At 36.2% G+C, this 23,893-nt stretch carries 17 protein-coding genes, 2 pseudogenes and 1 riboswitch; of the genes and pseudogenes, 7 read left to right on the forward strand and 12 right to left on the reverse strand.

Going from position 1 to position 23,893, the window contains the following annotated elements:
* The first annotated feature begins 5 nt into the window (after positions 1-5).
* Entirely contained in the window at positions 6-1,532 is a 1,527-nt protein-coding gene (gene ahpF, locus ACUXEY_RS15485; RefSeq protein ID WP_048529360.1) for an alkyl hydroperoxide reductase subunit F, read from the forward strand.
* Between the two features lie 48 nt (positions 1,533-1,580).
* On the opposite strand, the gene ACUXEY_RS15490 is transcribed toward ahpF, so the two are convergent.
* From ACUXEY_RS15490 to ACUXEY_RS15505, 4 genes and pseudogenes are all read right to left on the reverse strand, one after another.
* Positions 1,581-2,189: an SAM-dependent methyltransferase gene (locus ACUXEY_RS15490; protein ID WP_166703579.1), complete on the reverse strand. Its 609-nt coding sequence runs from the start codon at positions 2,187-2,189 to the stop codon at positions 1,581-1,583.
* A gap of 156 nt (positions 2,190-2,345) precedes the next feature.
* A pseudogene (locus ACUXEY_RS15495) lies at positions 2,346-3,502 on the reverse strand (RNA-guided endonuclease InsQ/TnpB family protein).
* A pseudogene (locus ACUXEY_RS15500) lies at positions 3,499-3,921 on the reverse strand (IS607 family transposase); the annotation flags it as partial. The pseudogenes ACUXEY_RS15500 and ACUXEY_RS15495, both read right to left, overlap by 4 nt.
* Positions 3,922-4,146: 225 nt before the next feature.
* Positions 4,147-5,262, reverse strand: a complete 1,116-nt coding sequence (locus ACUXEY_RS15505; RefSeq protein WP_461301042.1) for a M20 peptidase aminoacylase family protein — start codon at positions 5,260-5,262, stop codon at positions 4,147-4,149.
* 277 nt (positions 5,263-5,539) lie between these two features.
* Here ACUXEY_RS15505 and nhaC point away from each other — a divergent pair, with 277 nt between their 5' ends.
* Complete coding sequence (gene nhaC / locus ACUXEY_RS15510) at positions 5,540-6,961, forward strand: Na+/H+ antiporter NhaC (RefSeq protein ID WP_166703582.1); 1,422 nt, start codon at positions 5,540-5,542, stop codon at positions 6,959-6,961.
* Here nhaC and ACUXEY_RS15515 read toward each other — a convergent pair.
* Complete coding sequence (locus tag ACUXEY_RS15515) at positions 6,950-8,221, reverse strand: transcriptional regulator (RefSeq protein WP_461301043.1); 1,272 nt, start codon at positions 8,219-8,221, stop codon at positions 6,950-6,952. The two genes, nhaC and ACUXEY_RS15515, sit on opposite strands and share 12 nt — an antisense overlap.
* Before the next feature lie 92 nt (positions 8,222-8,313).
* Between ACUXEY_RS15515 and ACUXEY_RS15520 the strand changes: the two genes are divergently transcribed.
* Together ACUXEY_RS15520 and ACUXEY_RS15525 are read left to right on the forward strand one after the other, a co-directional pair.
* Positions 8,314-9,423, forward strand: a complete 1,110-nt coding sequence (locus ACUXEY_RS15520) for a mandelate racemase/muconate lactonizing enzyme family protein (RefSeq protein ID WP_166703584.1) — start codon at positions 8,314-8,316, stop codon at positions 9,421-9,423.
* A 14-nt stretch (positions 9,424-9,437) separates the two neighbouring features.
* Positions 9,438-10,133: a GNAT family N-acetyltransferase gene (locus tag ACUXEY_RS15525; protein ID WP_461301044.1), complete on the forward strand. Its 696-nt coding sequence runs from the start codon at positions 9,438-9,440 to the stop codon at positions 10,131-10,133.
* Between the two features lie 160 nt (positions 10,134-10,293).
* Here ACUXEY_RS15525 and ACUXEY_RS15530 read toward each other — a convergent pair whose 3' ends face one another.
* Together ACUXEY_RS15530 and ACUXEY_RS15535 are read right to left on the reverse strand one after the other, a co-directional pair.
* The gene (locus ACUXEY_RS15530; protein WP_461301045.1) at positions 10,294-11,001 is read right to left on the reverse strand and encodes a M48 family metallopeptidase; all 708 of its coding nucleotides are present in this window, start codon (positions 10,999-11,001) and stop codon (positions 10,294-10,296) included.
* Between the two features lie 94 nt (positions 11,002-11,095).
* A complete protein-coding gene (locus ACUXEY_RS15535) occupies positions 11,096-11,614 on the reverse strand; it encodes a YehS family protein (protein ID WP_048529378.1) in 519 nt (172 codons plus the stop codon).
* Positions 11,615-11,960: 346 nt separating this feature from the next.
* Here ACUXEY_RS15535 and ACUXEY_RS15540 point away from each other — a divergent pair, with 346 nt between their 5' ends.
* A complete protein-coding gene (locus ACUXEY_RS15540; protein ID WP_461301046.1) occupies positions 11,961-12,590 on the forward strand; it encodes a hypothetical protein in 630 nt (209 codons plus the stop codon).
* A gap of 57 nt (positions 12,591-12,647) precedes the next feature.
* On the opposite strand, the gene ACUXEY_RS15545 is transcribed toward ACUXEY_RS15540, so the two are convergent.
* From ACUXEY_RS15545 to rlmD, 4 genes are all read right to left on the reverse strand, one after another.
* On the reverse strand, positions 12,648-14,288 hold the full coding sequence (locus tag ACUXEY_RS15545) for a thiamine pyrophosphate-binding protein (RefSeq protein WP_461301047.1): 1,641 nt from the start codon (positions 14,286-14,288) through the stop codon (positions 12,648-12,650).
* 13 nt (positions 14,289-14,301) lie between these two features.
* Positions 14,302-17,100: an EAL domain-containing protein gene (locus ACUXEY_RS15550; protein WP_461301048.1), complete on the reverse strand. Its 2,799-nt coding sequence runs from the start codon at positions 17,098-17,100 to the stop codon at positions 14,302-14,304.
* A 316-nt stretch (positions 17,101-17,416) separates the two neighbouring features.
* Entirely contained in the window at positions 17,417-18,406 is a 990-nt protein-coding gene (locus ACUXEY_RS15555; protein ID WP_048529382.1) for a tRNA dihydrouridine synthase, read from the reverse strand.
* 96 nt (positions 18,407-18,502) lie between these two features.
* Positions 18,503-19,879: a 23S rRNA (uracil(1939)-C(5))-methyltransferase RlmD gene (gene rlmD / locus ACUXEY_RS15560; RefSeq protein WP_166703590.1), complete on the reverse strand. Its 1,377-nt coding sequence runs from the start codon at positions 19,877-19,879 to the stop codon at positions 18,503-18,505.
* A gap of 121 nt (positions 19,880-20,000) precedes the next feature.
* Positions 20,001-20,102: riboswitch (purine riboswitch) on the forward strand.
* 202 nt (positions 20,103-20,304) lie between these two features.
* Here rlmD and ACUXEY_RS15565 point away from each other — a divergent pair.
* A complete protein-coding gene (locus tag ACUXEY_RS15565) occupies positions 20,305-21,501 on the forward strand; it encodes a NupC/NupG family nucleoside CNT transporter (RefSeq protein ID WP_429601772.1) in 1,197 nt (398 codons plus the stop codon).
* A 51-nt stretch (positions 21,502-21,552) separates the two neighbouring features.
* Here the strand turns inward: ACUXEY_RS15565 and ACUXEY_RS15570 are convergent, their stop codons facing one another.
* Positions 21,553-22,260 (reverse strand): hypothetical protein, encoded by a 708-nt coding sequence (locus ACUXEY_RS15570; RefSeq protein WP_166703592.1) that lies wholly within the window; start codon positions 22,258-22,260, stop codon positions 21,553-21,555.
* Positions 22,261-22,801: 541 nt separating this feature from the next.
* Between ACUXEY_RS15570 and ACUXEY_RS15575 the strand changes: the two genes are divergently transcribed.
* Positions 22,802-23,884, forward strand: coding sequence for a polysaccharide deacetylase family protein (locus ACUXEY_RS15575; RefSeq protein WP_461301049.1), 1,083 nt, complete (start codon positions 22,802-22,804; stop codon positions 23,882-23,884).
* Positions 23,885-23,893: the final 9 nt, after the last annotated feature.

Below are 23,893 nucleotides of genomic sequence, written 5' to 3' on the forward strand. Positions count from 1 at the left end.
TCAAAATGATACTAGATGCAGATATAAAAACACAACTATCCCAATATCTTCAGTTAATGGAGAACGATATTTTACTTAAAGTAAGCGCAGGAGACGATGACGTATCTAAAGATATGTTAGCTCTAGTAGACGAATTAGCTACTATGTCATCTAAGATTACAGTAGAAAAAGTTGAATTAGAGAGAACACCAAGCTTTAGCGTAAACCGCCCTGGTGAAGACACTGGTGTTGTATTCGCTGGTATTCCATTAGGACACGAATTCACTTCATTAGTGTTAGCTTTACTACAAGTAAGTGGACGCGCTCCAAAAGTTGAACAAAAATTAATCGATCAAATTAAAAACATTCAAGGCGAATATCATTTTGAATCTTATATCAGCCTAAGTTGTCATAACTGTCCTGATGTTGTACAAGCTCTTAACGTAATGAGCGTTCTAAACTCTGGTATTACACATACTATGATTGATGGCGCTGCATTCAAAGAGGAAGTAGAAAGCAAAGACATCATGGCAGTACCAACAGTTTTCCTAAACGGCGAATCTTTCGGAAGCGGTCGTATGACACTTGAAGAAATTTTAGCTAAAATGGGTAACGGTCCAGATGCATCAGAGCTTTCTGATAAAGATCCATACGATGTTCTTGTTGTTGGTGGCGGCCCTGCTGGTGCAAGTGCAGCAATTTATGCAGCACGTAAAGGCATCCGCACTGGTATCGTTGCTGAGCGCTTCGGTGGTCAAGTAATGGATACTATGGGCATTGAGAACTTCATCAGCGTAAAACGCACTGAAGGTCCTAAGCTAGTAGCAAGTCTTGAAGAGCACGTTAAAGAATACGACATCGATGTAATGAATCTACAACGTGCGAAACGTTTAGAGAAAAAAGAACTTATTGAAGTGGAACTTGAAAACGGCGCTATTCTGAAAAGTAAGAGCGTAATCGTTTCTACAGGTGCTCGCTGGCGTAACGTTGGCGTACCAGGTGAAGCTGAGTTCAAAAATAAAGGTGTAGCATACTGCCCACACTGTGACGGTCCATTATTCACTGGAAAAGACGTAGCAGTTATCGGCGGAGGTAACTCTGGTATTGAAGCAGCAATCGACTTAGCAGGTATTGTTAAGCACGTAACTGTTCTTGAATTCATGCCAGAATTAAAAGCTGATGCTGTATTACAAGAGCGTCTTAACAGCTTACCAAACGTAACTGTTCTGAAAAACGTTCAAACGAAAGAAATTACTGGTACTGACAAAGTAAACGGTATTTCTTACATCGATCGTGAAACTGAAGAAGTTCATCACGTTGAATTACAAGGTGTATTCGTACAAATCGGTCTTGTTCCAAACACGGACTGGTTAGGCGAAACAGTTGAACGCGCTCGCGGTGAAATCGTAACAGACAAGCACGGTGCTACAAACGTACCAGGAGTGTTTGCTGCAGGTGACTGTACAAATAATCCGTACAAACAAATCATCATCTCTATGGGTTCAGGTGCAAACGCAGCTTTAGGTGCATTTGATTACTTAATCCGTAACTAATTATATAGACGTGAGTAAAGAAAAGCAGGTGCCGAGGCACCTGCTTTTTTATAATCTTAATGTATACACTAAAAACCTTTCATTCCCATTCTTCTCATAAGCCCCTGGCAACCTTACTTCTCTCTTCAATTCAAACGCAGTCTGGTTCTCTAAGAAGAAAATATAATCTTCAGAAGGATAGTATAAAATAATATCCACTTCTCTCTCCGCCTCTTCTACCGAAAGTAAAATATTATTTACTACGTTCATAAATACTTGTACAGAAAATGGATTGAAGAAATAAAACCGATTATCACGTGGATCAATCTCGTATTCCTGCGCTAAACAGCATTCAAACCCAATTTTATCTTTACTGTTTCTTACCTTTCTTGCATAGCGCTCAAGATTATCCATTGCTTCTTTATAAAACTCTTCATTCATTTCAATTCCAACTGCTGAAGCACCACACTTATGGTGCATGTAAAAGTTTAATCGTCCTTTTCCGCATCCAAAATCTACAACCTGGTCGCTACTTCTTATTTCATATTGATTCAATAACTCATCTAATCCGCTATATGGCGTCGGCTCATAACGATGATAGTGCATAGACTTGTTAAAGCCTTTTTGCTCACCGACAGTTTTTATATGTAATACAGCATCGTAATATTGTTCGTTCATTCGTCTTCTGCTACTAAAAATATAGACAAATGTATATTCTTAGAGTATTCCTGCTTCTACGTGCCCTGCCTCGCTAATCACTTGCTACTACAGTTTGCTGTGACACTCCACAGGCGTAAATTCCGATGTAGCCCACCGTACATATATACAATCTATTTACGTTAGTATTGTATATTTTTTTGCTTGTAAAAGATTGATTGACGCATTCAAATCTCTATCCATTACATTTCCACAATCACATGTATATACTCGGTCAGACAGCTTTAAATCCGACTTTTTTTGACCGCAACATGAACATATTTTAGAAGATGGATAGAATATGTCCACTTGCCGTAGTTCAATTCCATATTCCCTACATTTATTTGATAACCATGTTTTAAAAGCATAAAAATATTGTTGCGCTACAGCTTTAGATAGATGTTTGTTCTTCATCATACCTTTCACATTCAAATCTTCTACTGTAATAAACATTGGCTTGGTTTTCACCACATCATTTACAATAGACTTTACATACGCTAATCGAATATTTGCTAGCCTAGCATGTAGTTTTTGCACCCTAAGAATATTTTTGTTTATATTCGCTCTTTTATTAGTAACAGGTTGTTCACCTCTCTTTCTTATATTTTCAAATTTGCGTGATAAAGAGCGTTGTTCACGTTTTAACCGTTTTTCTATCTTTTTTACTTGTACTGTTTTATTTATATTTTTGTGAGTTTTTCCATCGCTACGTACAGCGAAGTCTTTAATTCCCAAATCAATTCCTATACCTACTGCATTGAGAGTTACATTTGGTTTTACCCCTTTCACTTCACAGAGTATAGACACATAGTATCTTCCTGCTCTTTGATATACTGTACCACTTTTTACAGTTGTATTTTTTGAAATATATCCATACTCTTTTAACCTTATCCAACCAATTGTAGGAACTTTTACTCTATGTCTTTCTACTGTCCAATCTGTTTTGTTGTTTTTCGGAAAGTAGCATTTCATATCTTGCTTCTTCTTTTTTTATATCGTGGAAACTTAGATAAACCTTTAAAAAATTGCTTAAAAGCTTTATCTCCATTCATAATCGCTTGTTTTACCGCTTTGCTCGACACTTCTTTAATCCACTGGTCACACTCTTTTGTATGAATGTTGTTTAGCCATTTGGAAAAGTCATAGCCACTAAGAAATTTCCCCTCCGACTCATATGCCTCTTTATTTTTAGAGATATACAGGTTATATACATATCGACACACCCCAATAGTTTGACGGATTTTACTAACTTGTTCAGTTGTCGGTTTGATTTCTATTAAATATGCTCTTTTCATAAGTCTTCATCCTCCGACATTTTCTTTTTGTATTTTCTCAACCCATATATTCTACAGCTAAATACATGAATGATAGATATTAAATCCTGGACAAATTCTTCTTGAGGAGATAGTTTTTCATTGTTAACAACCATAATTTCCACTCACATTTTACGAAGAAACTTTTCAAACCAATCATATACAAAACGTACAAATCTATCTTTGTGTGCAATGATGATAGTCGAAATATTTCTTTCCATACAACTGTCAATCAGGTTATTCCACTGTTTTCTTTTGTAGTTTAATCCGCTACCAATATCTTTGATAACTTCATCTACAATCATCCCTCGTGCATTTGCGAATGTTTTTAAAAACTCAACCTGATTTTCTAAAGCATCTTTCTGACCTGGATTTGATACTCTTGTGTAAATAACTACTTTTCCTACTTTTGTCTATGTTTTTGTTTACTGTTTCTTTCTCCTATTAAGGAATGGTACTTATTATTATACACCATGTACCAGAGAGGAATTTTCACTTGAATTAATTGGTACGTGAAATTATATCAACGATTTTCTGAATATATCTATCGTAACTTCGAATATATCGACGTTTCGACAAGAGATATCGACTTACCGACAAATTCCTACAAAAAAAACAGGAGCTCTCTAGCTCCTGTCCTCTAGTACTTTCAATACAGTTTGTTTCAATATTTCCACCCCATCCATAATACAACTATGATCGAACTTCATATACGGATGGTGTAATCCAGGTTGTAGGTTTGCACCTAGTCCAAGCATGACAGCTTTTAAATGTGATCTCTTCACTGTGTAGTAATGAAAATCATCGCTTCCTGTCGTATACAGCGGTCCAGTGCACCCCTCTTCCCCGTATACTTCAAGAATGCCTTTTCGCATAAAGCGCTCAGCTTCTTCTGACACTTCAGCCCCTGGTGCGAGATCAATCCATTTGTATGAAGTTTCCGATCCCATCGATGCGGCCGATTCTATTACATGTTCTATTTTTTTCTTCAATTCTTCTAATAATATATTACTCTCCGCCCTGACATCTAAGCTAAAATGCCCGTTACCTGGAATAATATTTAAATTATCTCCACCAGCTTGGCATCTCGTCATCTTCACTGAATAGGAACTTTGCGGTGGTAGCCATATATTTTTCAAACCGAAATTGATCATAGAAATGACATCAATTGCATTTATCCCTTGATGCGGGCGTGCTCCATGTGCATCATCTCCATGAATCGTACCCTCTAAAAATCCTGCTGCTCCGTGACGAATAGACGGGGCAGCTTGTTTCAAAGGCAGTTCTTCAATTGGTCTTAAATGAACACCAAACAAGAAGTCAGCATCATCCACAGCACCCTTCTCTACCATCTTTAAAGAGCCATTTCCTTTCTCTTCTGCCGGCTGAAAAATAAATCTAACCGTTCCACTATCCCATCTCATATTTTTCAATTGTAAAATAAGCCCCATCACAATTGTCATATGTGCATCATGACCACATGAATGGTTCGCTTTATATTCTCCGTCTACTTCTTGCCATAATGCATCCATATCGGCACGAATCGCAATAACTGGGGTTCCGCTTCCGATTTCTGCGATCACGCCTGGACAATCATCAAATATTTTATATGAAATTCCTTCTTCTTTTAAAAAGTTAGTAATATACGCTGTCGTTTCATACTCTTTCCAACTCACTTCAGGGTTTTCATGTAAATGCTGAAAAATTTCAGTTAAACGCTCTTGTAGTTCTAATGTTTTCAAAGCCACATTCTCCTTCCCAAATTCTAAAACCATTCAGGTTAATAATACTTATGAAAAACAGATGTTTTTATGAACATATTGAATTTTAAGAAAAAAGTCAATTGTTTATTTTTAAATACAATCGACAACTTAATTCTACTTACTTTATAGCGATAGAACATTCCTTATTTTCTGTTTTTTTATTGACGCTTATATCATTTTTTAGGTATTATAACTTAATAGCGTCTATTTTGCGACAATTCTAAAAATACAAACATACATAATGAGGAGGCAGTTTATGAAAAAAGAAATACCTTTTGGCGTAGCAATGATCCCTATTATCATTACAGTTGCAGTTATGATGGTTACAATTGTTGTATTAAAACAAAGCCCTCACGTCCCACTTATTATCGGTACAACCGTTGCTTCTATCGTCGCTTGGCGTTACGGTTACAAATGGCACGACATTGAAGAAGCAATGTATAAAGGAATTCGCCTCGCATTACCCGCTATCGTTATCATTATTCTTGTAGGTTTAACGATCGGTGCTTGGATTGGCGGCGGAATCGTCGCAACAATGATTTATTACGGTTTAAATCTTTTAACTCCATCACTATTTTTAGTTTCAATTACAATTATTTGTTCTATTGTTGCATTAGCTATCGGTAGCTCTTGGTCTACAATGGGAACAATTGGTGTTGCAGGAATGGGAATTGGCCTAAGTATGGGAATCCCAGCTCCGATGGTTGCCGGTGCTATCATTTCCGGTTCTTATTTCGGCGATAAAATGTCACCGCTTTCAGACACGACAAACTTAGCCGCAGGATTAACAAATACAGATTTATTCGCGCATATCCGTCATATGTTATTTACTACAATCCCAGGTTTAATTATTACTCTTATCGTCTATGCATTCTTAGGAAGAAGTTTCGGCGAGAACAATATTGATGCAAAAAGCATCGATCAAACGTTACAAGTGTTGCAACAAAACTTTGTTATCTCACCTTTCCTATTAATCATACCTGTAGTCGTTATGGTATTGGTCGCTAAAAAAGTGCCAGCTATACCAGCTATTCTCGTAGGTATTATTTTAGGATTTTTATCACAAGTCTTTATTCAAGGTGGTTCTGTCTCAGCCTCTGTCGGTGCACTCCAAGCTGGATTTGTCATAGACACTGGAAACAAGCTAGTAGACGAACTATTTAACCGCGGTGGCTTAGATTCGATGATGAATACTGTTTCTATGACAATTGTCGCTATGACTTTTGGTGGAGTACTAGAACATACTGGTATTCTTCGCTCAATTGTAAATCAAATTTTAAAATTAGCGACATCAGCAAAAGGGCTTATCGCTTCTACTATCGCATCTTGCTTTGCAACCAATCTTACTTGCTCTGAACAATATATTTCGATTGTTGTTCCTTCAAGAATGTATGCAAATGCATACACAGAAAAGGGATTACATTCTAAAAATTTATCCAGAGCATTAGAAGATGGCGGAACATTAACTTCTGTGTTCGTACCTTGGAATACATGTGGTGTATTTATACTCGCAACACTTGGAGTTGGCGCATTCGAATATGCTCCTTATGCTATATTGAATTTCATCGTACCTATTATCTCGATCATTTATGGTATAACTGGTCTCACAATTACAAAACTATCTGACATTGAAAAAGCAGAACTACTAAAAAAACAAAAAGCTCAATTAGAAGCTTAAAGATAACGGCAAATTCAGTTCATATATTGCGCGAGGGCGCCCTTGTTGATAAGGCATTTCCTCGCCGCAAATATGAGCATATCCATAATCAACTAGTTTTTTTAATAACCTTTCTGTTGATCGGCGAGTCACTTGTAAGTATTCAGAAAGATCTGCTGCGGTAAACTTCAATGACGAATGTGATTGACTAAATTGAATAATTTTTGATAAGTTTGCTGGACTAAGTTTCGTTTCTTTCGCTATTTTCATGAGTTCCGGATTTTCATTCTTCAAACTTTGTACTCTCTGTTCTTTCGGGAACGGACCAAATAGTTCTTTATCACTTGTTAGTATATAAAAACAGTGGTCTATTGGATTGTTCTTCGCAAAATCTTGAGCGATTTTAGCATTTTGCTCCGCTTCTTTTACAGTTTTTCCGTAACCAAATCCAATAGCTATCGTTCCTTCTATACTCGCAAATAAATTATTTATCATATTCTTTTTTATAATCGATTCAATATCACCACGAGTCGTATACAAAATGAATGTTATTTCGTCAACTTTTTTAAATGAACCATGTAGTGCTTTTGAAATGGCATCTAATTGCTCAAGCAAACCTTCTCGTAATTCTAAAGAAGAAATCATACAAGCACCAACAGTAGCTGAATGGCTTTTTGCTAACTCAGCTTTTATTTTCGCATCTTTTAACCCATGTATAATAGATTGCTTCGGATCTATCATACGCTCTGAAGGAATACCTATTTTTTGAAGTTCATCATAGACAGCGTGAATACTAGTTAAAGCTAAATGTGCTTCTCCAGATTGATATTTAGCTACATGAAAATCAATAACTCTATTTATTTCATCTTTACTCCACAGCATATTTTTATAATCAAACACTTGTGGCTTTTCTTTTATGCCAATATCATGGAACACATTTGTAATGAATGAACGGTCTACTAAATCAATTGAGATTTGATGTGGTTGAATACCTTGGTGATACATGACAGAAAGGATGGAAGATGCGATGGTTGTCTCGTCTTGCTGCAAGTACGTACTCGGAATTCGTAATTGTCCTCTTATTTCTTTTGCCATATAATAAGGTAAAGCACCTGAGAAAAAGATGAAATCACAAGGCTTTAAACGCTTCAATAGTTCAGAAGATTCTGCCGGATGAAGGTAAATATATGGATCGATTTCTATTTCTTCTAGTTTATGAGCAACAGGTAAAAGTGTCTCCATAAACTCTTTTGAACCGACAACTGCAATTTTTATCATCATTTCTCTAACTCCTTATCATTAATTAACGACTATTTAACGTCAACTATATCAAATGTACAAAACTATTGTAAACAGGAAGGGGTCTCTACCTAATGAAAATTACAGCTATTCATCTTTATGCAATTCGTTTGCCGCTTCGCGATCCGTTTGTTATTAGTTATGGTTCTTATTCTGATATGCCTTCTATTATCGTCAAAATGGAAACAGATGAAGGCATTATCGGTTACGGTGAAGGGGTTGCTGATGATCACGTTACAGGAGAATCATGGGAAAGTACTTTCCATACTTTAAAACATACACTTGCTCCTGCGCTCATCGGACAAAATCCAATGAATATCGAGAAAATACACGATATGATGGATAATACAATTTACGGTGTTCCAACAGCGAAAGCCGCAATAGATATTGCTTGTTTTGATGTAATGGGCAAAAAACTAAATCAACCTGTATATCAATTAATTGGCGGACGCTACCATGAAGAATTTCCTGTCACTCACGTTTTAAGTATTGCCGAACCTGAAGACATGGCTGAAGAAGCTGCTTCCATGATTCAAAAAGGTTACCAATCTTTCAAAATGAAAGTCGGTACAAATGTAAAAGAGGATGTAAAAAGAATTGAAGCGGTACGTGAACGTGTAGGAAACGATATCGCGATTCGTGTTGATGTAAATCAAGGTTGGAAAAATAGCGCTAACACATTAACAGCACTTCGTTCATTAGGTCATGTAAACATCGACTGGATTGAACAGCCTGTTGTCGCTGACGATATTGACGCAATGGCCCACATTCGTTCTAAAACAGACCTTCCGCTTATGATTGATGAAGGATTAAAGGGCTCTCGTGAAATGCGCCAAATTATTAAATTAGACGCGGCTGATAAAGTAAATATAAAACTAATGAAATGCGGCGGCATATATCCAGCTGTAAAACTTGCTCATCAAGCAGAAATGGCAGGCATTGAATGCCAAGTTGGATCTATGGTGGAATCATCTGTTGCCTCTTCCGCAGGATTCCATGTCGCTTTCTCGAAAAAAATTATTACGAGCGTTGAACTTACAGGTCCATTAAAGTTCACGAAAGACATCGGAAACTTACACTATGACGTACCATTTATTCGCTTAAACGAAAAGCCAGGACTCGGCATTGAAATAAATGAAGATACATTACAAGAACTCACCGTCTTTCAAGACGTTGTACGCTAAAGGAGGACTAACGCATGACAGTTCTATACGAGGGCAAATTAAAGCAAAATAACGATTCATTTCACGTTACATTACTATCACTTGAGCATATCGAACAAATCTTATCACTACAAAACGTCGTAGTTGAAGCGTTAGAGGATAAAAGTCGTTTACAACCACTCTCGTTAGAAGAATTCCAATACATTCTAGAAGGAAACGGCATGATGATCGGTGCTTTTATCGAAAACGAACTCATCGCATTTCGTGCCCTACTCGTCCCTCCTATCGACGAAGAACATTTAGGTCTTGATATTGGCTTACCAGAAAGCGAACTACATCGCGTCATCTATCAAGAAATCTCAAACGTTCACCCGAACTGCCGAGGAAATGGAATGCAAAAAATATTAGCGACAGTTATTATGAACGAATTACAAAAAGAAGATAGCAAATACGACTATGTTTGCTGCACCGTTGCCCCCTTTAACATTCCGAGTTTGAAGGATAAGTTCGCGCAAGGAATGGAGATTGCTGCATTGAAGGAGAAATATGGTGGTAGTATGCGGTATGTTTTTGTGAAGGAATTGCGCGGGAACATAGAAAAGAATTGGATGGATGTTAGAAGTGTTCCGATGAGTGATGCTGGTGGACAGCAGGCGTTGCTTTCGGATGGGTATCGCGGGTATGAAATGAAGAAAGTGGACGGAGATTTTGTTGTGAAGTTTGGACGATGATTGCTAAGCCATAAAAAAAGAGATGTCTACTATGACATCTCCTTTTACTTTCTCTTCATTGAACATATCAATTGCAACTCCAAATATATCAGCGATTTTTGAATTATATCGACTTACCGACAAGTATTGACAATAATCGCAACCTATATAAAGCGCACCACTAAACCGTCATCTTCCAACTAGATAGCGCTAACCAATTTTCCATTTTCTTATAATCAGGCATTATTTTCCCGACAAGACGCCAAAAAGATCGATCATGATTTAAATGAACCATATGACACATTTCATGGACAACTACATAATCAATTACTCGCTGTGGTGCCATCGCTAGTTTCCAATTGAATGTTAGCTGTAAATTTGAATCGCAAGTGCCCCATGTTCGGCTACTATCTGTAATACGAATAGAACGTGGTTTTGTTTTGAAGTTACTTTGATGCGCTTTAATACTCTTCTCTACTAATGACTTACACTGCTTATAGTAAAATCGTTTTAACGCTTGTTGTATTTTCTCGTCCTTAAGCTCTTTCACATAAATATGTAGCTTATCTCCTTCAAACACTGCATTGTCTTGTGTAATACTTGCATCTTGAGAGATTTGTATCGGATACGTACTCCCTAAATACAGAAAACCCTCTCCTTGATCATAATCCTTTTCCTGTGGCCCAAGCGCTCGCTCCTGCATTTCCTTACGGGTTTTCTGAATCCAATCCCATTTCTCCTCTAGCAACTGGACTAAGTATTCAATGGGCGTTCCCTTTGGAGCTTGCACTTCCACATTTCCGTACGAATCTACAAAAAGACGCACCGACTTTTTCTTTTTATAAGTTATATGAAAATTAATTGTCTCACCTAAATATGTATGTACCATTTCATCACCTAACGTATTATTTTACATATAAAAAAGAGTAGGATACGAATGTCCTACTCTACCTATTATATCATTTACCGCTTTGACGAACTCATTATCCTCTATACTTTACAGCTAATCCCTTAATGAAGTTCCTTGCATATCTATCGCCGCACTCTTTGTAATTTTTATGGCCTTTTTTTCTTAATAGAGCGCCTAGTTCTCCCTTAGTCACTGTAACGCCTACGCTATCTAATATATCAAGTACATCCTCACTCGTTAAAGATAGTGCTATTTTCATTTTCTTTAGAAGAAGGTTGTTAGCACTCTCTTTGCTTTGTACAGGTGCTGGTTGTCCTGGTTTCGGATCTTGCTTCCCTCTTTTTAAAGTAATAAATCCATTAAAAAATGCTTCTAACATCATCATATCGCATGTTTTTACGTACTCATCTTCAGCTACATCATCATTTTCAGCTTCATGCTGAGGCGCTCTCTTTATTTTTGTAAGCATATCAACTACGTCTTCTTTCGTTACTTCCATTCCGCCAAGTTTAAAGATTTCTACCATATCTATATCTCTTATATCTAAAGCGTACCTTACTCTTTTTAATATATCGTTGTTGCTCATTGCCATTGTGTTTCCTCCTGAAATGTTAAATATAATAATGCCTTTAGCATGTGTAAATTCATGTCGTTAAGTTACTACTTTAACATTTTAGAGGGATGTTTTGTAGTCTTAGGTGGATTAATACTTGTTAGGATTAAACCTAACAAGAGATTCGAATGCTTTTTGAGTCACTTTTACCTATATTATTTTTTTATAACAATATACATATATTAATTAGTATAATAGAGTAACAACATTTTAAGGGCTTTCAGTTGAGTGGAGAATATCCAACCTATAGTAAGTAATTTGTAAACTCTTTCTATGTTATGGATAAAAAAACATACATTATTTTTAAGATCGGAGTTTGTTGTACATGTTAGAAAAAGGGTTAAACCGAGTGAACAAAGTAGAGTTAATGGACAAACATCTTGATTCTTATCAAGGAAAAGTAACTAGTACCGAGATTTGTAACATTGTAATGTCTATTTTCAAATTTGATTTAACGACTAAACTTGTCCTATCAAAAGAATGGATAATGGAAGAAGCAGTTTCCTCAAATAAAAATATTGCTAAAATGGCCATAGATTCTACCCTCGCCCGTTACGGAGAAAAGGTGACAGGAATAGAGATTCGCCAACTTATCAATCAAATTTTTGGCATTAACTTAGATGCGATATCCTCTTTAGAGGGAGCAAGAATTTCTTTATTTTCTAAAGACCAGTGGGTTGTTCAAGATAAGCAAGACTTATTTGTTGTTCATACTGGGTTAGGAGATGTTGATGTACAAATTTTCCCTACCGACTATTTCACTGAACAAACTGGATTAGAGGAATTGCCAAAAGCACTACAACAATCATTAACAAACTTTGGATTCTCTTGCGATGAAGGGAATGGATGTTACTATTACTCAAATCCATCTGGAGAAGCAATTCCAGATGCCTATAAAGGGCAGATTATCGGAATGATCCTTAAGGAAATTCACAATTCATATCCCTCTTTATAAGAAAAAATCATATAGGGAATCCCTATATGATTTTTTTATACGGTGAATAAAACAACCTTATTTTCCAAAAGAAGATAAAAATTTAACTCTATCTCCCATAGGAGGAGTATTATTATCGACTAAAGCTACCTCTAGTACTGCTGGCCCATTTAAATTCATTAAGCCGTCTATAACATCTTGATTGATATCTTCTAGTTCAGTAATTCTGTAACTTGGTATATTCATAGCCGCGGCCATAGCACTAATATTAATTGATTCCTGTTCAAAGGATGGATGAGTCCTACGGAACTGTAACGAATGACCGTGATATACCATCCCTAAACGGGCATTATTCATCACAACAAATAAAATTGGTAAATTATATTCCTTTGCCGTCAATATTTCCATTCCATGCATGAAGAAGCAGCCATCACCTGTAATACATACAACAGGGCGTCCCGGTTCAGCTAGTTTTGAACCAATCGCAGAACCAATTCCGGTTCCCATTGCGCCAAAATGTACATTAATATTATAAGTATCAATATCTACTACCTTCATGTGGTGGATGACATACGCCATAAATTCACCAATATCAATAGAATATCTAGTAGTTGACGGTAAACAATTTTGAAGCGTCAGGAGAACATTTTTCGTATTATATTCCTCCGTATTCTCTTCCTCTTTCTTCTTTTCAGCGGTAAGCTCAGTGCTTTCCTTTTGCAATCCTAAAGCTTTTAATTCTTCTATTAACAATAATAAACTTAAATTTATATCGCCTAGTACTGGAATATCCACGTTGTACTTCCGATTAAAGACAGATTGGTCAAAATCCATTTGAACAGAGAAGCGATCTTTTATCAAGTTTCCATTATAATTATTTGTCGCAGTTTCCCCCAAGCTGGAGCCTACAATCAATAATGCTTTTCCATCACCCTCATTAATCAACGCTGAAGCAGCCTCATGACCAGCAAATCCAAACACTCCGACTAAAAGAGGATGTTCCTCAGGGATATATCCCTTTGCTTGTGGAGTTGTTATAATCGGCCAATCCAGCAGTTCTGCCACCTCTATTAATGACTCAACAGAGCTTCTTATTCCCTGTCCTGCAAAAATATAACCCTTCTCCCTTTTTACTAACTCTCTAGCTGTTTCTTTTATTGTATCTAGGTCAGGAACAATAGGAAGTCTTTTAGGAATTGGCGGCATTTCAACACTTTCAATATTTTCGTGTTGAATATCAATCGGTATCGCAATATGGACAGGTCCTGGTACTCCGGATAGAGCAATTTCAATTGCTAGTGCAACTTCTTTAAGTACATCCTTTACATCATTAATCGTAACGCTATATTTTGTAACTGATCTGAAAACTGGTTCTACATCTAATTCTTGTGATGCATTTAAACCTACCGTATTTTTAGGTACAGCACCTGTAATGAATAAAACAGGTAAGTGCTCTCGCATAGCATTAGCAGCACCCGTCACAAGATTTGTCGCACCTGGTCCGCTACAACCAATACATACACTTAGGTGATTTGTATATTTAGCATAAGCAGCAGCCATGTAGGATGCTGCCCCTTCATGCTTTGCTACAATTGGTGTTAATTCAGGCATATCATACAACTCATCGAAAAACGCATTTACAGAACCGGCTGGAATACCAAATATATGTTGAACTTCATTAGCTATTAAATATTCTAATACATTTCGAGCTGCTCTCATGTTTATTCCCCATTCATTTAAAATTGATTTCTCTATTAAAAAGTTTTTCTATGTCTTCAGCCGTTATAGGACGACTGAAAAAATACCCTTGCATCAAATAACAATTTCGTGCAGATAAAAATTCGACCTGTTCTTTTGTCTCAACACCTTCAGCAATAACGTCAAGATTCAAATTTTTAGCCAGCGTAATAATAGTATTCGTAATGGCTGCATCATCTTTTGTCATATCACGCACAAAAGATTTATCAATTTTCAATGTTGAAATAGGTAAGCTTTTTAAATACCCTAAAGATGAATAACCAGTGCCAAAATCATCAATAGCAAGGTTTATTCCTAGACCTTTTAATTTCTTCATTGTTTTTAAAGTCGATTCTGTATTTTTAACAATTAAATTTTCCGTGAGTTCTAGTTGTATATACTTCGGTGATAGCTCTACTTTCTCTAAAACGTTTTTTACGACAGCAAATAAATCACTTTGTTCAAATTGACGTGCAGATAAATTCACCGACATACTAATTAATGGAAATCCTTGATCATGCCATTTCTTTAATTGCTTGCAAGCCTCTTCCAGAACCCATTCACCTATCGGAACTATTAATCCGGTTTCTTCAGCTATTGGAATAAACTGATCAGGCGATATCATCCCATGTTCTCGATGGTTCCACCTAATTAAAGCTTCTACTCCCTCAATCTTATTCGTTTTACCATTTATTTGAGGTTGGTAATAGATTTCCAGTTCCTCTTGTTCCAAAGCCTTATACAAATCATTTTCTAGCTTGACGCTTTCAAAGGTTCTGGTATCCATCCCTTCACTGAAGAAATGATAGCTACTTCCTGATATTTCTTTAGATTTGTACATAGCTGTGTCTGCATTTTTAATTAAGATTTCAGTCGTATCACCGTTATCAGGAAATATACTAATACCAATACTTGTTTTCATATAGATTTCATTGTCTACTAATTGAAAAGGCCTTGAAAAAGAATCAATGACACGATTTACTACCTTTAACACTTCTTTTTCACTTTTGATATTAGGTAAATAAATGGTAAATTCATCCCCGCCCTGCCTCGATACCGTAGCACTTTTGGAGACGCAAGCACTTAATCGGTTTGCAACTTCTCGTAGTAATAGATCACCGAAGCTATGTCCAAGTGTGTCATTCACAAATTTAAACCTGTCTAAATCTAAATACAGAACTGCTAATTTTTCAGCATTTAATTGAGCAGATGTCAGCCCTTGGGTTAGCCTGTCCTTTAATAGAACTCTGTTAGGTAAATCCGTTAAACTATCAAAATAGGCATGATATTTTATTTCTTCCTCCATTTGTTTCCGTTGCGTTACATCTTTAAAGGTAATAACTTCTCCGACAATCTCGGCCTCTTCTTTTATAGAAGAAATGACATATTCCACCGGAAAGCGGGATCGATCTTTTCTAAAAAATTGCTCGGTTTTATCGTACAGACTCCAATTCTCATCGCAACCTGATGACACCTGCTTTTTCTTTCCTGTTTCAATTCCGTTGAAAAACATACTGGATGGTTTTCCTATTAGTTCATTTTCCATATCATAACCTAACATGGAAGCACCGGCTGGGTTACAAAAGGTTATATTCCCTTCAAGGTCTAAACCAAAAATCCCTTCCCCGGCAGAATTGAGAATCAATTCTTTCTCACGGCTAAGCTGCTGCAATTCCGTTATTACTCGTTCCAGTTCCTTATTTTTTACGGTAATTTCTGAGGTTCTCTCTTCAATAATGACTTCCTGTTTTTCCATATATAAAAGGTTTGATAGCGTGGAGGTAGTTGCATCGACAATAGATTGTGACAGCTGTATTTGTGCTTCAGAATAATTGAATTTACTATCACCTAGATTGACTACAGATATTTGCCCTAATACCTCTCCCATTGAAACCAGTGGCAGCATCAAAAGTCCCTTCATGTCAAAATTACGACAAACATCATGGTTTGGCCGTGAATCTGCATAAACATCTGGAATCCAGATTGGTTTTTTTGTTTTAATAACCTCTTGCGTGACTCTATCATTGCTTTGATCAAATTGTATCTTATCGTGTGTCTTGATCCAATCTTCTTCTGTCCATTCGGAATCCTTACTTAATTTCACTGGTTTAATTCTTTTCTCCTCTAAAGGCTCTAGTAAATGAACTCCGATATTATAATTACCTAAAACCTTTCCCAAATAAGAAAAACTAGTGTCAAGACTCTCCTGCATAGAGGAACACATAGATAGATCCCGTGTCACATCAAGCAAAAGCTGTTTTTCAGCAATAAGGTTTACCTTATGAGTTAAATTGTTCGCATTTTGAATGGCAACAGCCGCCATATTCACATATGCCTCAACTGTTTGAATTTCTGACTCTGTTAAATTCATGGGAATTCCATAATCAAATAAAAAAACTAGACCAAATAACTCTTCTTCAAAAGAGATAGGAAGTACGAATAAAGATTTAATTCGAAACCCTTCCACTGCTCTCGGATCCGGCCTACTATCCTTTGATGTATCAGGTATATAGATGGCTTTTTTTGTTTCAATTACTTCTTTCGCCAGCAGATCAATATCTGTATCAATGACATGCATATCCAGTGTCCATCCATTAATAACTTCCGGTTTTCCTACATACCCCCTAAATGTCCCATCTTCCTGCGGTAAATATATACCAACAGAATCGCATTGAACGATTTCTTCAGAAATTGCTATTGTGACTTGCTCTAAAACTTCACGTAAATCCAGCTTTGTATTAATCATTTTAGTTATATTCGCAAGTCGAGAATACCTCGTTTGTTCTTTCAACATAAAGACGAACTCCATTCTATTGACATTATCCATTTTTATCCGATTATAATTCCTTGTTTACTATCATTTTCACAAGTTCGACAAAATCTTTCATATTTCTCACTATTATAATGTTTTTTATAGATTTAATATAGGAATTAATTTAATATTTTTATTACTAAGTTGTAGGATAAATACTTTGTCATTACTAGAGGTCACACAAAATTTTTTCGCTACGAAAATTTATTTACTTAAAACGAAAAAACAGATGGGAATTCCCTACTCATCTGAGTCAAGATTCTCATCTGTCTATTCACACTATCTCTCCTTCGGGGAGTTATACCGTTTCACTACCTTCTACTACATTCACACTCGCCTCAAACTTATCAAGCAATGTACGCACTTCATTCGTTGATTTCGTGCTCATCAATTGATTTCTTAGTTCAGCAGCTCCAGGGAAGCCTTTTACATAAATTTTGAAGAAACGATGTAATCCTGTGATAGAGCGTGGTAATACTTCTGCATATTGATCTTGAAGATCAAGTTGTAGTCTTAAAAGATCTAAATGTTCTTTACTGCTATGCTCTCTTGGTTCTTTTTCGAAAGCAAATGGATTTTTAAAGATTCCTCGTCCAATCATGACGCCATCAATGCCGTATTTTTCAGCAAGTTCCAGCCCAGTTTTACGGTCAGGGATATCACCATTTATTGTTAGGAGCGTATTTGGTGCAATACGATCACGTAATTTTTTAATTTCCGGAATTAGCTCCCAGTGCGCATCCACTTGGCTCATTTCTTCTCTTGTACGTAAGTGAATAGAAAGGTTTGCAATATCTTGTTTGAAAATATGCGTTAACCAATCTTCCCACTCACTTAATTCCTTAAAACCAAGTCTTGTTTTTACGCTGACAGGTAGTCCGCCTGCTTTTGCTGCTTGAATAAGTTCTGCCGCAACATCTGGACGTAGAATAAGGCCACTACCTTTTCCTCTTGATGCAACGTTCGGTACAGGGCAACCCATATTAATATCGATGCCTTTAAATCCTAACTCTGCCATACCAATACTCATTTGACGGAAATATTCAGGATTATCTCCCCAAATATGCGCCACGATTGGTTGTTCATCTTCTGTGAAAATTAAACGGCCACGTACACTTTTCATACCTTCTGGATGACAATAGCTATCCGAGTTTGTGAACTCTGTGAAGAATACGTCTGGGCGACCAGCTTCACTTACTACGTGACGAAAAACAACGTCTGTTACATCTTCCATTGGTGCAAGTACGAAAAATGGTCGTGGTAAATCACGCCAAAAATTATCTATCATTTCAAATTCAAATCCTCTCACTATGAATACAATTTCAAACTCTCAATAAACCAAAAAGCAGATGGTATAGATTTTCCTATATCAACTGCTTTCCTATTATACCAACTTAAGCCAAGCTACACACTCTACATGAGTCGTATGCGGGAACATATCAACAGGTTGTACTTCCTGCGTTTTATATCCGCCTTCTTCTAGTACTTTTAAGTCTCGCGCTAATGTTGCTGGGTTACATGATACGTATACGACGCGTTTTGGTTTCATGTCGATGATTGTGTTTAGTAGTGCCTCATCACAACCTTTACGCGGTGGATCTACGACCATTGTGTCAGCGATTACACCTTCTTTGTACCATTTTGGAATGACTACTTCTGCTTCTCCTACGCCAAATTCAGCGTTTGTCATGTTGTTGAGTGCTGCGTTTCGGTTTGCGTCTTCAATTGCTTCTGGGACGATTTCAACGCCGTACACTTTTTTCGCTTTTTGTGCTAGGAATAAGGAGATTGATCCAATTCCGCAATAGGCATCAATTACTGTTTCGTTACCATCTAATTTTGCGTATTCTAACGTTTTATCGTACAGCACTTTCGTTTGTTCTGGGTTTACTTGATAGAATGAACGTGCTGAAATCGCAAATTTAATGTCACCGATAAAGTCATAAATATATTCTGATCCGTACAGTACTGTCGTTGTGTCTCCGAAAATAACGTTTGTACGTTTCGGGTTTACGTTTTGAACAATCGATTTTACTTCAGGGAATTTCGCAGCAATTTCTTCAATAATTGCTTTTTTGTTTGGCAGTTCTGCTGTACGAGTAATGAAGACAAGCATAATTTCCCCTGTTACTTGTCCATAGCGCGCCATTACGTGACGAAGTGTTCCTTTATTACGCTCTTCATTGTATGCCGAAATACCATGTTTTTCACAAATACGTTTTACTTCTTGAATTAATGTATCGTTTTCTTCTGCCTGAATTAAACATGATTCCATATTAATGATGTCATGTGTTCCTTGGCGATAGAAACCAGCCACAAGTCCACCTTCACGTTCTCCAATTGGTACTTGTGCTTTGTTACGATATACCCACGGATTTTTCATGCCAAGTACAGGATGAACAGGAACATCACTTAGTCCTCCAATGCGCTGCATAACGTCACGTACTTGTTTTTCTTTCGCTTGTAATTGTCCTTCATATGTTAAGTGCTGAAGTTGACAACCGCCGCACTGATTGTACACTGGGCATTCTGCATCTTTACGGTACGGGCTCTCTGTATGAAGCTTCATTAAACGACCGAATGCGAAGTTTTTCTTCACTTTAATAATTTTAATTTGTGCTTCTTCACCTGGTAATCCGTTTTTAACGAAAATAGGATAGCCTTTTACTTTCGCAACACCGGCACCATCATGTGTTAAATCTTCAAATACTACATCTATAAACTCGTTTTTTTCAACTGGTGGCGTCATTTTTGTACTCATTTTCCGACCTCTCTTTTTCATAACACTGCGTTACATTTTATCATACTTATATGGTCTATTTCTATCGGAAGAAAAAAAGCTATTGACGATAGTTCTCTGTTAATGTTACGCTACTACTAATTTAATACGGACGATGTTACCTCATATATACTCGATAATATGGATCGAGAGTTTCTACCCGGCAACCTTAAATTGCTGGACTATGGGGAAAACTAATGAATATTAGCCTATGTGCAAAAAAGGACTCATATTGATTAGCTTTCTCTCATAGATGAAAGTGAATCCATATGGGTCTTTTTTTATTTTTATTTTTCTAAAAGGTCAGACATCTTACGTATGACATAAAACCTCTTTGTTTTATTTTTAGTAATATAACGAGCGTTTTATGTACAAACTTTATACGAACTTCTGAAAGGGGCAACTACATGCAATATGTAATGAGCATTATCGGTATTCTTGTCGTTTTAGGTTTATGCTTTGCTTTGTCAAACAATAGAAGTAAAATCAACTTCCGTGCAATTGCTATTATGATTGGTTTTCAAATTTTAATCGGTTGGTTTATGTTTGGCACAAAGATTGGTCAACAAATCATTATTTTCATTGGTAAAGTTTTCAACAAACTAATTAAACTTGGTACGACAGGTGTCGATTTTCTCTTTAATGGAATTCAAAGAGATTTTGTCTTTTTCTTAAACGTACTATTAATTATCGTATTTTTCTCAGCACTACTTTCTATCTTTAGTTACTTAGGTGTTTTACCATTCATCGTTCGCGTTGTCGGCGGTGCCATTTCAAAAATTACTGGTTTACCACGCGTTGAATCATTCCACGCAGTAAACTCTGTATTCTTCGGTTCAAGTGAAGCGTTAATCGTTATTAAAAATGATTTACAACATTTTAACAAAAACCGTATGTTTATCATTTGTTGTTCTGCGATGAGCTCAGTTTCTGCTTCTGTTACAGCATCATACGTAATGATGTTAGATGCAAAATATGTACTAGCAGCTCTTCCGCTAAACTTATTCTCAAGCTTAATCGTTTGTTCGCTATTAACACCAGTTGATACGAAGAAAGAAGATGAAGTGATTCAAAAATTTGATAGAACTTTATTCGGTGACAGCTTTATCGGTGCAATGATTAACGGTGCGCTTGATGGTTTAAAAGTAGCTGGTATCGTTGCCGCATTAATGATCGCCTTCATCGGTGTGATGGAAGTTGTAAACTACGTAATTAGTGCAGCTTCAGGTGCAATGGGATATGCTGTTACGTTACAACAAATCTTCGGTTATATACTTGCTCCATTCGCATTCTTAATGGGTATTCCAACTCAAGATATTATCCCAGCTGGTGGTATTATGGGTACGAAGATTGTATTAAATGAGTTTGTAGCAATTCTTGATTTAAAAGATGTTGCAGCAACATTATCTCCACGTACAGTTGGAATCGTTACAGTATTCTTAATTAGCTTCGCAAGTATTAGCCAAATTGGTGCGATTGTAGGTACAATCCGTGCCCTTTCTGAAAAACAAGGAAGCATCGTTTCTAAATTTGGTTGGAAAATGTTATTTGCATCAACACTTGCTTCTATTTTATCTGCAACAATCGCTGGATTGTTTATTTAATAAAAAATCACCTTCGCTTAGACAGCAAGGTGATTTTTTTATTATCATTATTTAAGAAACTGAAGAAAACTCTAATGCCTCTTCCTTATTAATAATTTCTCCCTTATATTTACCTTTCACCGAAATATCAATAATTGATTTATTTCCTACTTCCATTTTCCCTAAAGAAAATATATATATTAAGTCATCTTTTTTTAACATCCATTGTTTTCCGTGCCAAGGACCAGTTAACTTTTGTTCGGGTGATGCCAGTATTTCTCCAAAATATTCACATTCGCCTAGAGATGTTTTTACTGTATTCTTCTCCGTATCAATAACTACATATTTAAGAAGCTTTATACTTTCACTTGAAAAAATCTCAACTTCATGATTATTTTTTTTCTTAAATTTCAGCTTTCCATCCTTTGTATTAATCAATTTACTTTGATCAATTGCATTTAGTACAAATTCATACTCTTCTTTTGTAACACCGAAATTAGGATGATATGGAAAACTTTTTTTCTCTGCATGCTCTTCTACGTATTTTAAATACCATTCCATATTATTCACTAGATGCTCTCTCATTCTTTGACCAGTATTCCCTACCTTTTTAAGAGTATCTGGATCCATCTCTAGCGTCATAATATCCGCCGTAACTTCCGCATTCATAAGGTGCTGTGGAATATACTCATCCACACTATTCGCCTTACTCATTTCATTTTGACAACCAACTATGAATAGCGATACGAGAAGAATATATACTATTTTTTTATATTTCATTTCTGTTCTCCACTCCGTACATCATTCTTGCTTACATTTATATCGGTTCTTATTATAGTCCAAAATCCTGATATTTCAATAAAAACTACTTTATATATGCAGCATTTCATATTAATAGACCTTTCTCTTACTTTAAAATTAACTTAAATCATTTACCAAAATATACAAATCACAAATAAACAATGTTATAATTTGTAAAAAATACATTGGAGGATATTATGAAAGCCCACGCCCTTTTCGACTTCTTATATTTACTAGTTTTAAGCATGAAAAGCTATTATGTATGGGGAATACCTATCTATGTCTTTATTATTCCTCTCATTTTTGTAGTAGGTTATATTATTAGCAATTCCATTAAGAAACGAAAGAATACATCGATTCAAAGTCATTAATCTATCGCCCTAATAGCTCCTCCTAAAAATCATATTCCCCTCATTTTCTTCAAATGATATGATAAACAAGGGTATATCCCCACCTCTCTTACAGCGGTGGGGATTTTAAATGTAAGCATGCAACATAATACACAATAGAAGGTGATTTTATGAAAAAATACGCAGCAATCGCTTTATGCACATCTGCTATTCTAGCAGGTTGTACTACTAGCAATGTAAGTCAAGAGCCTAAAAAAGAGAAAAAGGTTCAAGAGACTAAGAAACAAGAAGTGACCGTACAAGAACAAGGGAAAATTTCTTATAACCCAATTACATATGAATCTACTAACACTACTATTCACATGGCAGATATAAAAGATACTTTAACTGAGGTACAATATAAAATTTGGCGAACTGCTGACGGAAAGGAAACTACTAAATCCTTATCTTCAAAAGAAAGGGAAAAGCAATTTTCACTTCCTTTTGACATAAAAGAATTTGAAGGAAAACGCGGTGAGTTCCAAATCGAAGCAACGGGAATAAAAGAAGATGGGAAAACCATTCCGCTCACAAAATCTACTATTACTTTCGAGCAAAAGGTTCCCGTTCTTATGTATCATGCAATCGATGATTATCACGGACAAGGCATTAAAGATTTATTCGTATCACCTGCTAACTTTGAAGCACAAATGAAATATTTAAAGGACAACGGCTATACGTTACTAACTTTCGAACGTTGGGGCGATATTAATAAAGTAAATAAACCTATCTTCGTTACATTTGATGACGGTATGAAAAATAATATGAATGCATTTCATGTTTTACAAAAGCTAAAAGACGATACGTTTAAACCTACAGCAACAGAATATATGATTGTTGATAACGTTGATGTAGAAGGATCACTGTCTACATCTGACATAAAAGAAATGGTCGATTCCGGCATTTTCTCTATGCAATCCCATACTGCAACACATGCAGACTTGCCGAAAATTACAAACTATGAAAAAGAATTAAAAGAATCAAAGGAAAAGCTAGAGAAAATAACAGGTAAGCCTGTTATTGCAGTTGCTTATCCATTCGGTCATGTAGATGATAAAGTCGTTGCAGAAACGAAGAAATATTATCAATTTGCGACGACAACAAAACCCGGAAAATTCATTACAAAAGGTGAACCCGATGAGTTGTTAAAAATGAAGCGTGTTCGCATACACAATTCTACGACTGTAGAACAATTTGCTTCTTCTATTAAATAACGATGAGAG

Source organism: Bacillus sp. F9_6S_D1_P_5, from assembly GCF_054823925.1.

Excerpts from the sequence above, each read along its gene's own strand:
- ACUXEY_RS15530 (WP_461301045.1), bottom strand. The coding sequence starts at position 11,001 with ATGGTACATACATATTTAGGTGAGACAATTAATTTTCATATAACTTAT.
- ACUXEY_RS15555 (WP_048529382.1), bottom strand. The coding sequence starts at position 18,406 with ATGATAGATAATTTTTGGCGTGATTTACCACGACCATTTTTCGTACTT.
- ACUXEY_RS15540 (WP_461301046.1), top strand. The coding sequence starts at position 11,961 with ATGTTAGAAAAAGGGTTAAACCGAGTGAACAAAGTAGAGTTAATGGAC.
- ACUXEY_RS15535 (WP_048529378.1), bottom strand. The coding sequence starts at position 11,614 with ATGGCAATGAGCAACAACGATATATTAAAAAGAGTAAGGTACGCTTTA.
- ACUXEY_RS15490 (WP_166703579.1), bottom strand. The coding sequence starts at position 2,189 with ATGAACGAACAATATTACGATGCTGTATTACATATAAAAACTGTCGGT.
- ACUXEY_RS15545 (WP_461301047.1), bottom strand. The coding sequence starts at position 14,288 with ATGAGAGCAGCTCGAAATGTATTAGAATATTTAATAGCTAATGAAGTT.
- ACUXEY_RS15565 (WP_429601772.1), top strand. The coding sequence starts at position 20,305 with ATGCAATATGTAATGAGCATTATCGGTATTCTTGTCGTTTTAGGTTTA.
- ACUXEY_RS15525 (WP_461301044.1), top strand. The coding sequence starts at position 9,438 with ATGACAGTTCTATACGAGGGCAAATTAAAGCAAAATAACGATTCATTT.
- ahpF (WP_048529360.1), top strand. The coding sequence starts at position 6 with ATGATACTAGATGCAGATATAAAAACACAACTATCCCAATATCTTCAG.
- ACUXEY_RS15515 (WP_461301043.1), bottom strand. The coding sequence starts at position 8,221 with ATGATGATAAAAATTGCAGTTGTCGGTTCAAAAGAGTTTATGGAGACA.
- rlmD (WP_166703590.1), bottom strand. The coding sequence starts at position 19,879 with ATGAGTACAAAAATGACGCCACCAGTTGAAAAAAACGAGTTTATAGAT.
- ACUXEY_RS15550 (WP_461301048.1), bottom strand. The coding sequence starts at position 17,100 with ATGTTGAAAGAACAAACGAGGTATTCTCGACTTGCGAATATAACTAAA.
- nhaC (WP_166703582.1), top strand. The coding sequence starts at position 5,540 with ATGAAAAAAGAAATACCTTTTGGCGTAGCAATGATCCCTATTATCATT.
- ACUXEY_RS15570 (WP_166703592.1), bottom strand. The coding sequence starts at position 22,260 with ATGAAATATAAAAAAATAGTATATATTCTTCTCGTATCGCTATTCATA.
- ACUXEY_RS15575 (WP_461301049.1), top strand. The coding sequence starts at position 22,802 with ATGAAAAAATACGCAGCAATCGCTTTATGCACATCTGCTATTCTAGCA.
- ACUXEY_RS15520 (WP_166703584.1), top strand. The coding sequence starts at position 8,314 with ATGAAAATTACAGCTATTCATCTTTATGCAATTCGTTTGCCGCTTCGC.